Source organism: Devosia indica (assembly GCF_003056405.1).
Classification (GTDB): domain Bacteria; phylum Pseudomonadota; class Alphaproteobacteria; order Rhizobiales; family Devosiaceae; genus Devosia; species Devosia indica.
Genome location: NZ_PYVZ01000008.1, coordinates 60,883 through 71,688, shown reverse-complemented (window position 1 = coordinate 71,688; position 10,806 = coordinate 60,883). Strand labels below are relative to the sequence as shown.

The window sequence follows — 10,806 nt, the reverse complement described above, 5'->3', positions numbered from 1 at the left end:
GATGTCGTCACGGACCAATCATCAGCGTCTGGTGGCGCTGGAAAAGCAGATGGACGCAGCCGCTGCGGCCTTCGATTTCGAAACAGCGGCCGCCCTGCGTGACGAAATTGCGCGGCTCCGGGGTGAGTATGGCGAGGCCACAGAAGTGTACGATGCAGACGGCGAGCCGGTCCGCGTCGTGGTCGGGCAGGCGCCGCCGGGGCAGATCGGCCTGGGTTCCAACACCCCCTTGCGCCAGCCCCCAAAGGGCTGGGTGAAGCCGAAAAAGCCAAATCTGATGACCAGGAACCACAAGGGGCGCGGGGAGCGTTAGCCCGCTTTCTGCAGCCGATCCTGGGCCAGTTGCTTGATCTCGCGCAACTCGCGGATCGTGGTCTCGAGATCGTCGCGCTGGCGTTCGAGCAGGGCCAGGCGCTCGTCGACCTTCTCGGCCAACAGGTTCACCTGCTGGGTGCGGTCGGCATCGTAAAGGCTGAGATAGTCGGATATGTCGCGCAGGGTGAAGCCGAGCCGCTTACCGCGCAGAATCAGGATCAGCCGGGCCCGGTCACGCTTTCGGAAGATGCGCGTGGCCCCGACGCGTTCGGGCGAGAGCAGGCCCTTGGACTCATAAAAGCGGATGGCGCGGGTCGATATGCCGAACTCACGGGCGAGCTCGGCAATGGCAAAAAGATCCTGGCTTTCCGGTGGCGTTCTGGTCACGATTTTCCGGCTTTCATCTGGGCGTATTCTTCCCGCAATTCCTTCTTGGACAGCTTGCCGATCAGGGTCTTGGGCAGGGCATCCTTGAAGATGATCTGGCGGGGCATTTCAATCTTGTTGAGCTTTTCGGCGAGGAAGGATTTCAGATCCGCCTCGCTCAGCCTGTGGCCATCCTTGAGCTTGACGAAGGCCACCGGGGCCTCGCCGCGATATTCGTCCGGCACGCCGATCACATTGACCTCGTCGACAGCATCGTGGGTCATGATGGCCTCCTCAATGGTGCGCGGATAAACATTGAAACCCGAGCAGATGATGAGGTCCTTGATGCGGTCGACCAGGAACACATAGCCGTCTTCGTCCATATGGCCGACGTCGCCGGTGCGCAGCCATCCATCCATGAAGGCGTCCTTGCTTGCTTCAGGATTTTCGTAATAGCCGGCCATGACCTGTGGGCCCTTGACCTGCAACTCGCCATTCTCACCAATGCCGACGACCTTGCCGCTGTCCACATCGACAAAGCGGATATCGGTGCCGGGCAAAGGCAGGCCGATGGACATGGGCTTGGAGGGCACACGCAGCGCCGCGCAGCAGACCACGGGTGAGGCCTCGGTCAGGCCATAGCCTTCGGCCAGGAGGGCCTTGGACTTCTTGGAAAAGGCGTGGCGCACCTCGTCGGGCAGGGCGGCGCCACCGGAAATGGCGACCTCCAGGGTCTCGATCTGGGCCTGGGTGACGGCGTCGGCCCGCGCCAATGCACTGAGAAGGGTTGGCACGGCGGGCAGCACATTGGCGCCGGTTCGATTGAAGATGCCCAGCAGGGCCTTCAATTCGAAGCGCGGCAGCATGATCACCGGGGTGCCATTGCACAGCGGCACGTTCATGCAGACGGTCATGGCGAAGATGTGAAAGAAAGGCAGGACCGCGATCACCTTGGAGGGCGGATAGAACAGCCCGCACCCCCATTTGTCGATCTGGCTCATATTGGCCGCGATATTGGCGTGGGTCAGCAGCGCGCCCTTGGGAATGCCAGTGGTGCCGCCGGTATATTGCTGCACGGCGATGTCGGTCTGCGGATCGATGGCGACCGGCGCTGGCGCGTCCTTGCGGGCAAGCAGGTCTTCAAAGCGGCTGATGACACCGGCATGGGCGGAGCGGTCGGGGTGGGCCAGATCCTTGCGCTTGGCAACCGAGAACAGGATTTTCTTGACCAGTGGCAGGGCATTGGGGAAATGGGCCACGACCAGTTTCTTGACATGGCCGGCGGCCAGCAGGGCCTCGGCCTTTTCAAAGATCTGCTGCAGGTCCAGCGTCACCATGATGTCGGCGCCGGCATTGGCGGTGATGTGGCCCAACTCGGCCACGGTATAGAGCGGGTTGCAATTGACCACGGTGCCGCCGGCGCGCAGCACGCCATAATAGGCAATCGGGTAAAAGGGCGTATTGGGCAGCATCAGGGCGACGCGCGTGCCCTTGGTGACGCCGAACTGGCTTTGCAGCGCCCCGGCAAAGGCAACGATCTTTTCGGCCAGTTCACCGAAACTGGTCGTACCGCCCAGAAAGTCCAGGGCCATGGCGCCGGGATTTTTGGCGCAGGCAGCCAAGACCTGTTCATGCACCGGGGATGTGTCGATCGTGTCGTCCCAGACAATGCCCTCGGGATAGCTGGCGATCCAGGGGCGAAGCCCGTCATTGCTGGTGGCTGGCGTGTCCATTGATATCTCCTCCCTATGCCTGAAACAGACAAACGGGCGTTCCCATTATTGGATGCAGTGGCGCGGTTTCCGCCCCCGGCGCTCTTTTGGCGCCTATCCTGTCATCATCGTGAAACTATCACACTTGTTTACGTTAGCGTCAATTGGCTGCCCAAGACATTGGCAAGCGCTCGCCCGAGCGTGGCCCTTATCGGCATCTGGTTGACGTATGCGTCAATCTGAGTAAACTGTCTTCAACAGATCCCCGTGGTGGCGCTAGGCTGCGCTTGGCGAGGGGGAGCGGGGCGAAACTTTCGTGGCGGTCCCGCATTTGGTTGAAGACAGCATTGCTCCCCAGCTTGGGGCAATGTTGCAAGAGGAGGATGTGGGCGATGACCCTGTTGCTGGTTGCGATCAGTCTGGTGGCGTTTGGTGCTCTGGCCATGCGGGAAAGCCCGCTCTGGCAGTGGGGCGCCGCTTTCGCCGTGATCGGCGTGGTGTCGGGTTTGGACTTCACCCAGTCCGGCGCCGTCTATGGGCTGGGCTGGTTATCCTGGGTGCTGATCGTCTTCGGCGCCCTCTTGCTGGCCCTGTCGGTCAAGCCGATCCGCATGGCGGTGCTCACCACGCCAATTTACGGCGCGGTCAAATCCATCCTCCCCAAGGTCAGCCGCACCGAACAGGAGGCGCTCGATGCCGGTACCGTGGGCTGGGACGCCGAATTGTTCTCCGGCCGCCCGGACTGGAACAAGCTGACCGGCATTCGGCCGCTGACCCTGACCGACGAGGAACAGGCCTTTCTCGACGGGCCCACCGAAACCGCCTGCAAGATGATCGACGATTGGGATATCCGCCACAATCGCGCCGATCTCAGCCCCGAACTCTGGGACTTTCTCAAGTCCAAGGGGTTCCTGGGCATGCTGATTGCCAAGGAGCATGGCGGCTTGGGCTTTTCGGCTCAGGCCCAGTCGATGATCGTCTCCAAGATATCGAGCCGTTCGGTCGCTGCCGGCATCACCGTCATGGTGCCCAATTCCCTTGGGCCGGGCGAACTGCTGGAAAAATACGGCACACCGGCGCAAAAGGAAAAATACCTCCATCGCCTTGCCGATGGCCGCGAGGTGCCTTGTTTTGCATTGACCGGGGTGCATTCGGGGTCCGACGCGGGTGGTATGCGCGACATCGGCATTGTCACCAAGGGCATGCATAACGGGCAGGAAGTGCTCGGCGTGCGCCTCTCCTTCGACAAGCGCTACATCACGCTGGCGCCCATCGCCACCCTGGTGGGCCTGGCTTTCATCCTCAAGGACCCTGACAATCTGCTCGGGCGTGGCCCGGATATCGGCATCACCCTGGCGCTGATCCCGCACGACCATCCCGGGCTTGATATCGGCCGCCGCCACTACCCGGCCCGTCAGGCTTTCATGAACGGCCCGGTGCGGGGCACCGACATGTTCGTGCCGATGGATTTCCTCATTGGCGGCACCGACTATGCCGGGCAGGGCTGGCGCATGCTGATGGAGTGCCTGTCCACCGGCCGCGCCATTTCGTTGCCGGCCATCGGCACAACGTCGATCAAGCAGACCCTGCGCGCCACTTCGGCCTATGCGCGGGTGCGCCGCCAGTTCGGCATTCCGGTGGGCATCATGGAAGGCGTGGCCGAACCGCTCGGCGAGATGGTCAAGCGCGCCTATATGTATGAGGCGGCACGCCGCCTCACCGCCTCGATGGTCGATGAAGGCCAGCGTCCGGCGGTGATTGCCGGGCTGCTCAAATACACCACCACCGAGGCCATGCGTGACAGCATGGACGACGCCTTCGACATCCAGGGTGGCCGCGCCATCCAGGATGGGCCGGGCAATTATCTGTTCGGCGCCTATCAGTCCATGCCAGTAGCGATCACGGTGGAGGGTGCCAATATTCTCACCCGCACGCTGATGACCTTTGCCCAGGGCGTGCTGCGCGCGCACCCCTATCTCCTTAAGGAAATCCAGGCGGCGCAGAACAAGGACAAGCGGGCGGGTCTGGAAGCTTTCGACGCGGCTTTTGGCGGCCATACCGGTTTCATGCTGCGCAATATCGTGGCGAGTTTCCTGCATGGCCTCACCAATGGCGCCTTCGCTTCGGCGCCCAATGAAGGCTCGATGGCCCGTTGGTACCGGCGCCTGCATCGCTATAGCCAGGATTTTGCCCTGGTGGCCGACTGGACCACGGTGGTGCTGGGCGGCGCGCTCAAGCGCAAGCAGAAGATTTCGGGCCGCATGGCCGATATCCTGGGTGACCTCTATTTGATGTCGGCGACCCTCAAGCGCTTCGAGGAAGAAGGCGCGATCGCCGAGGACAAGGAACTGGTCGAGGCCATCATGGCCGATCGGGTCGCCTCGCTCGAAGCCAAGTTCGCCGAGGTCTTTGCCAATTTCCCCAACCCCGTCTTTGCCTGGGCCATGCGGTTCCTGTGTTTCCCGCTGGGCCGCCACGCCCAGCCCGCTTCGGACCGCGTCAACTATCGTTTCGTGCGGTCGGTGCTGCGGCCCGGCGCCTTCCGCGACCGGTTGACCACGGGCGTCTTTGTGTCGATGGACCCAAATGACGTGACGGGCGTTCTGGAAGATGCCTTGCTCAAGGTGACCGAGGCCGAAGAGATCGAAGCCAAGTTCATCAAGGCGGCGCGCCGCGGCGTGATTGAGCGCCGGCTGGATCGCGATGCGATTGCCGACGCGGTCGAGGCGGGTGTGCTGAGCGATAATGAGGCCGGCATCATGCGGGCCGCCGACGAAGCCACCAACCGGGCCGTGCATGTCGACGATTTCGATCAGGACGTGCTTAAGGAAACCTCGCCGCGTCAGGCGGCGGAATAGCAGAGCGTCCGTAGATAAAATTGAACGATGCAGGCTTGGCCTGCGCCTCCCTCCCCCCTTGAGGGGAGGGACTGAGGGTGGGGGTTCCGGCTTTTCAGGGGACGCAACAATGCGTTGAGCCGCCTGAACCCCCACCCCTAACCCCTCCCCTCAAAGGGGAGGGGAACAAGAGAGGACCGAACGAAGATGATCGCCCCACAGGCAACCGAGACCAGACATTGGCGCTTTCACACCGATCTCGAAAAGATCGGCTGGCTGACCATCAACACTCCCGAGTCCTCGGTGAATACGCTGAGCCGCGAAGCCATCATGGAGCTCGAGACGCTGGTGGCGCGCTTCGAGGACCTGGCCAGTTCCGACGAGCTGGCGGGCGTGGTGATCCTGTCGGGCAAGGATAGCGGCTTCATCGCCGGCGCCGATGTCAGCGAATTCGACGCAATGAGCGATTTTTCGGTGCTGCCAGAAGCACTGCGGCGCACCCATGCGCTGTTTGCCCGCATCGAATCGCTGCCCGTGCCGGTGGTGGCCGGCATACACGGCTTCTGCCTGGGCGGTGGGCTCGAACTGGCGCTGGCCTGCCACTACCGCATCGCGGTCAATGACGAGAAAACCCGCATTGGATTCCCGGAAGTGAACCTGGGCATTTTCCCCGGTTTCGGCGGCACCGGCCGCTCGATCCGCCAGGCGGGACCGGTCGATGCCATGGGCATCATGCTCACCGGCAAGATGTTGCGGGCAGGCGCCGCGCGCGGCCTCAACCTCGTCGACAAGCTGGTGCGCCATCGCGACCAGTTGCGCTGGGAAGGCCGCAAGGCCGTGCTGACCAGGAAGAAGTCGAGCGAGGCGCCAGCGATCAAGAAGGCGGCTGCCCTGCCGCTGGTGCGCGAGGCCATTGCCAACCAGATGCGCAAGCAGGCCGGCAAGAAGGCCCGCAAGGAGCACTATCCCGCCCCGTATGCGCTGATCGACCTGTTCGAAAAGCATGGCAATGACTGGCGCGCGATGATCCGCGGCGAGGTCGATGCCTTTGTGCCGCTGATGGGGTCACCCACCGCCACCAATCTCAGGCGCGTGTTTTTCCTGTCCGAGGGCCTCAAGAAACAGGGCCTCAAAGGCGCGAAATTCTCCCGCGTGCATGTGATCGGCGCGGGGGTGATGGGCGGCGATATCGCTGCCTGGTGCGCCTATCGCGGCATGAGTGTTACCTTGCAGGATCTGGACATGGAGCGGATCAAGCCGGCACTCGATCGGGCCAAGGCGCTGTTCAGCAAGCGCTACAAGAAGAAGCGCGAGGTCGATGCCGCCATGCTGCGCCTTGTCGCCGACCCCAAGGGTACCGGCGTGTCCCGCGCCGACGTCATCATCGAGGCGGTGGTGGAAAAGCTTGAGGTCAAGCAGAAGATCTTTTCCGGAATCGAGGATCAGCTCAAACCCGGCGCGATCCTGGCCACCAATACCTCGTCAATCGAACTGGAACGCATTGCCGAGGCACTGAAGGACCCGGCGCGTCTGATCGGCCTGCACTTCTTCAATCCCGTGGCGCAACTGCCGCTGGTCGAGGTGATCCGCTCGACCTTCAATACCGATGAAGAAATCGGCAAGGGCGCCAGCTTTGCCCAGGCCATTGGCAAGTCGCCGGTGGTGGTCAAGTCCGCGCCCGGCTTCCTCGTCAACCGCGTGCTGATGCCTTACATGCTGGGCGCCGTGGAGCGGGTGGAAAAAGGCGAGAGCAAGGAATTGCTCGATGCCGCCGCCGTCGCCTTCGGCATGCCGATGGGGCCGATCGAACTGATGGATACGGTGGGTCTCGACGTCGGCAAGTCGGTCGCCACCGAACTGGGCCACGATATTCCGGCCGACAGCAAGTTTGCCAAGCTGATCGCCGAAGGCAAGCTGGGCCGCAAGACCGGCGAGGGCTTCTACAAATGGGAAAAGGGCAAGGCGCAAAAGGGCGAAACGCCCAGCCATCCCGACCTCGCTGGCCTGGGCAAGGAACTGGTCAGGCCGCTGGTCGACATGACCGAAGTGGTGGTCGCCGAGGGCGTGGTTGCCTCGCCCGAACTGGCCGATATCGGCGTCATCATGGGCACCGGCTTTGCGCCTTTCCTGGGCGGGCCGATGAAGGCCAGGGCCGATGGCCGCGCGTAAGAGGAGAACAACACAAATGACTGAACTCAAACGCGTTGCCATTGTCGGCTCGGCTCGCATTCCCTTTGCCCGTGGTGGCACCGCCTATGCGGACGAAACCAACCTGTCCATGCTCGGCACGGTGCTGGGTGGGCTGGCCGACAAGTTCGGTCTCAAGGGCGAAAAGGTGGATGAGGTGATTGCGGGCGCCGTGATCAACCATTCGCGCGATTTCAACATTGCCCGCGAAGCCCTGCTCGATGCAGGCCTCAGCCCCCGAACCCCCGGCACCACCATGCAGATCGCCTGCGGCACGAGCCTGCAGGCGGCGCTGGTATTGGCCGGCAAGATTGCCTCGGGGCAGATCGAAAGCGGTATCGCCGCCGGCTCGGATACGGTGAGCGACAGCCCCATCGTCTTTGGGCCGAAGTTCCAGCATCGCCTGCTCAAGGCCAATGCAGCCAAGACGACGGGTCAGAAGCTGGGTGCCTTCAAGGGCTTTTCCTTTGGCGAACTGACCCCGGTGGCCCCATCGGTCAACGAGCCGCGCACAGGCCTATCGATGGGTCAGCACTGTGAACTGATGGCGCGTGAATGGGGCATCAGCCGCAAGGATCAGGATGCACTGGCCGTGGCCAGCCACCGCAATGCCGCGGCGGCCTATGACGAGGGCTTCCACGATGATCTCCTGGTCTCCTGCGCCGGCCTGGTGCGGGACAATAATGTCCGTGCCGATGCCAATCTGGACAAGATGAGCACGCTCAAGCCCGCCTTCGACAAAGCGAGCGGCCATGGCACGCTGACGGCCGGTAACTCGACGCCGCTGACCGATGGTGCGGCCGGGGTGCTGCTGGCCAGCGAAGACTGGGCGAAAGCGCGTGGCCTGCCGATCCTGGCGTACCTCACCACCGGGCGCGTGGCCGGCAATGACTTCGCCCATGGTGAGGGCCTGCTCATGGCGCCGACCATCGCGGTTTCCGAAATGCTGGAAAAAGCTGGCATCGGGTTTGATGACATCGATTATTTCGAACTGCACGAGGCCTTTGCCGCGCAGGTGCTGTGCACACTCAAGGCCTGGAAGGATCCGGCCTATTGCAAGGACGTTCTCGGGCGCGACAGCGTCATGGGGGAGATCGATCCGGCCAGGATCAATGTGAAGGGCTCGAGCCTGGCCTATGGCCATCCCTTTGCGGCGACCGGCGCGCGCATTCTGGGCCTGACGGCCAAGATGCTGTCGAACCAGGCTAACAAGAAAGCACTGATTTCGGTGTGTACGGCAGGTGGCATGGGCGTGGCAGCTCTGGTAGAAAGCGCTCAATGAGCGACAACGTCATCAAATTCCAGCGGCCCGAGAAGACGCCCGAGCCGCCCGTCAAGAAACCGCGCGGCCCCTTGCCGGGCTGGGTGCCCTTCGCCGTGCTGGTCGGCGTGGCCCTCATCATATTTTTTGTGCAGGGCGGCATGCAGCCGGGCTGAACGGCGCGATGCGGCGAATTAGCACGCGCTTGCGCAGGCTGAAGATTGATCCAGACGCCAGAGCATCTGATTCCATCATTGCCTTATCCGGCAAAAATTCATGCCTCCCAGCAGGCTGAATTGAGGATATTCACAATCGACCGCCAGATGACGTTTAGGTCAATCTTTTGCTTGTCAGTGGACGGATTTGCGTAATACCGTCCACCATCTTGCTCGCCGGGCCCCGGTCCGGCGGCGAAGAAGAATGAGCTGCCCGACGTCAAAGGCGGCCAGTTAGAGAAACGCGAAGAATTCCACAAGGAGATGGGACGATAATGAAATTCACAACAGCCCTTAAGGCCGTTGCGCTGGCCAGCGTGTTCAGCTTGAGCTTCGGCGCCGTGCAGGCACAGACCCTGCACATGATGAATGGTGGCGAGCCCGCTTCGCTCGATCCGCATCGCGTTTCCGGCGACTGGGAAAACCGGATTGTCGGCGACTATATCGAAGGCCTGATGACCGAAGATGCCGAAGGCGCACCGATCCTGGGTGCTGCCGAGTCCTATGAAGTGTCCGAGGACGGCCTGGTCTACACCTTCAAGATCCGCGAAGATTCGGTGTGGTCCGATGGCGAGCCGGTGACCGCTGGTGATTTCGTCTTCGCCTTCCAGCGCCTGATGAATCCGGAAACCGCAGCCGGCTACGCCTATCTGCAGTACCCGATCAAGAATGCCGAGGCCGTCAATGCCGGCGAGATGGAGCTGAGCGAGCTCGGCGTTACCGCTATCGACGACAAGACGCTTGAGATCACGCTGGAAAATCCGGCGCCGTTCTTCCTGGGCGCGCTGACGCACTACACCGCCTATCCCGTGCCGCAGCACGTGGTGGAAGAGTTCGGCGACGACTGGATCCAGCCCGAGAACATTGTAGGCAATGGTCCCTACACCCCGGTCGAATGGGTGCCCGGTTCGCACATCAAGTCGGTCAAGTCCGAAAGCTATCACGACGCGGAAAACGTGCAGATCGAAGAGGTCATGTACTACGCGCTCGACGACCTGACCGCTGCGGTTAACCGCTACCGTGCCGGCGAGTTCGATATCCTGACCGACTTCCCGGCCGATCAGGTGACCGCGCTGGGTGAAGACGCAGCCGTTGCCGCCTTCCAGGGCGTGCACTACTACGTGATGAACCAGAACGCCGAGAAGCTGCAGGACGTCAATGTCCGCAAGGCGATCTCGATGGCGATCAACCGCGAAGTGATCGGCCCCGACCTTTGGGGTACGGGCGAAGTGGCAGCCTATTCCTGGGTCCCGCCCGGCACGGCTAACTATGTCGAAGACGCCTTCGAATATGAATGGGCCGATACGCCCTATGGCGAGCGCGTTGAAGAAGCCCGCGCGCTGATGGAAGCGGCCGGCTATTCGGCAGACAATCCGCTGCAGCTCACGATCAACTACAACACCAACGACAATCACCAGCGCCTTGCGGTGGCGATTTCCTCGATGTGGGAGCAGATCCACGTCACCACCGAGCTGTCCAATGCCGAAGTGGCCGTGCACTATGATGCACTGCAGAACAACGACTTCGACTCGATCGGCCGTGCCGGCTGGCTGATGGATTACAACGATCCGATCAACATGCTCGAACTGCTGCGTAGCGACATCCAGTACAATTATGGTCGCTACAACAATCCGGAGTTCGACCAGTTGCTGCGTGACTCGGCCACCGAGCTCGATCTTGAGGCTCGCGCCGAGATCCTGGCCCAGGCCGAAACCATCGCCATGGAAGACTATGCGGCCCTGCCGCTGGCCTTCTATGTGTCGCGCAATGCCGTTTCGCCGCGTATTGAGGGCTTCGTCCCCAATGCTCGCGACGTGCATCGCACCCGCTGGATGAGCAAGTCCGAGTAATCGGGCCAATCTGCGGTCCGGTCGCCCCAGCGGGCGGCCGGACTCTTTCTTCTCCGGCATAGT

Annotated in this window: 8 protein-coding genes; 6 read left to right on the top strand and 2 right to left on the bottom strand. The window is 62.2% G+C overall.

Features of this window, described 5'->3' with window-relative positions; translation table 11 throughout:
• Position 1: 1 nt before the first annotated feature.
• The gene (locus DDE76_RS09625) at positions 2 to 313 is read left to right on the top strand and encodes a UvrB/UvrC motif-containing protein (RefSeq protein ID WP_104893072.1); all 312 of its coding nucleotides are present in this window, start codon (positions 2 to 4) and stop codon (positions 311 to 313) included.
• Here DDE76_RS09625 and DDE76_RS09620 read toward each other — a convergent pair.
• Both DDE76_RS09620 and DDE76_RS09615 read right to left on the bottom strand, forming a co-directional pair.
• Positions 310 to 702, bottom strand: coding sequence for a MerR family transcriptional regulator (locus DDE76_RS09620; RefSeq protein WP_198650881.1), 393 nt, complete (start codon positions 700 to 702; stop codon positions 310 to 312). The genes DDE76_RS09625 and DDE76_RS09620 overlap by 4 nt on opposite strands.
• Positions 699 to 2,414: a long-chain-fatty-acid--CoA ligase gene (locus DDE76_RS09615; protein WP_104893073.1), complete on the bottom strand. Its 1,716-nt coding sequence runs from the start codon at positions 2,412 to 2,414 to the stop codon at positions 699 to 701. The genes DDE76_RS09620 and DDE76_RS09615 overlap by 4 nt, the downstream gene beginning before the upstream one ends.
• 371 nt (positions 2,415 to 2,785) lie before the next feature.
• On the opposite strand from DDE76_RS09615, the gene DDE76_RS09610 reads away from it, so the two are divergent.
• The 5 genes from DDE76_RS09610 (at position 2,786) to DDE76_RS09595 (ending at position 10,743) form a co-directional block, all read left to right on the top strand.
• Positions 2,786 to 5,251, top strand: coding sequence for an acyl-CoA dehydrogenase (locus DDE76_RS09610; protein ID WP_104894879.1), 2,466 nt, complete (start codon positions 2,786 to 2,788; stop codon positions 5,249 to 5,251).
• Between the two features lie 186 nt (positions 5,252 to 5,437).
• Entirely contained in the window at positions 5,438 to 7,399 is a 1,962-nt protein-coding gene (locus DDE76_RS09605; RefSeq protein ID WP_104893074.1) for a 3-hydroxyacyl-CoA dehydrogenase NAD-binding domain-containing protein, read from the top strand.
• A 16-nt stretch (positions 7,400 to 7,415) separates the two neighbouring features.
• Positions 7,416 to 8,699 (top strand): acetyl-CoA C-acetyltransferase, encoded by a 1,284-nt coding sequence (locus tag DDE76_RS09600; protein WP_104893075.1) that lies wholly within the window; start codon positions 7,416 to 7,418, stop codon positions 8,697 to 8,699.
• On the top strand, positions 8,696 to 8,854 hold the full coding sequence (locus tag DDE76_RS19540) for a hypothetical protein (protein ID WP_157955737.1): 159 nt from the start codon (positions 8,696 to 8,698) through the stop codon (positions 8,852 to 8,854). The genes DDE76_RS09600 and DDE76_RS19540 overlap by 4 nt, the downstream gene beginning before the upstream one ends.
• Before the next feature lie 314 nt (positions 8,855 to 9,168).
• Entirely contained in the window at positions 9,169 to 10,743 is a 1,575-nt protein-coding gene (locus DDE76_RS09595) for a peptide ABC transporter substrate-binding protein (protein WP_104893076.1), read from the top strand.
• Positions 10,744 to 10,806: the final 63 nt, after the last annotated feature.